The 312-nt window shown below is 61.2% G+C and carries 2 tRNA genes; both read right to left on the bottom strand.

Annotated features, from left to right (window positions below):
* Nucleotides 1–32 precede the first annotated feature (32 nt).
* Nucleotides 33–109 (bottom strand) — tRNA-Met (locus tag BN1121_RS18805).
* A gap of 58 nt (nt 110–167) precedes the next feature.
* Nucleotides 168–244: transfer RNA gene (locus BN1121_RS18800), tRNA-Met, on the bottom strand.
* Nucleotides 245–312 lie beyond the last annotated feature (68 nt).

The following is a 312-nucleotide window of genomic DNA, read 5'->3' as shown; positions in this document are numbered from 1 at the left end:
GAACATCGAAGCCTTGGCCTTGCGGCCTAAGTTGGTTGCGGGGGCCGGATTTGAACCGACGACCTTCGGGTTATGAGCCCGACGAGCTACCGAGCTGCTCCACCCCGCGTCCGAATTGTCACCCCGATGTGAGCAGAACATCGAAGCCTTGGCCTTGCGGCCTAAGTTGGTTGCGGGGGCCGGATTTGAACCGACGACCTTCGGGTTATGAGCCCGACGAGCTACCGAGCTGCTCCACCCCGCGTCCGAATTGTCACCCCGATGTGAGCAGAACATCGAAGCCTTGGCCTTGCGGCCTAAGTTGGTTGCGGG

Origin of the sequence: Aeromonas diversa CDC 2478-85 (assembly GCF_000819805.1) — a bacterium.
Taxonomy (GTDB): domain Bacteria; phylum Pseudomonadota; class Gammaproteobacteria; order Enterobacterales; family Aeromonadaceae; genus Aeromonas; species Aeromonas diversa.
Note: the sequence above shows the minus strand (reverse complement) of the source record. Positions and strands in the feature narration are given on the sequence as shown.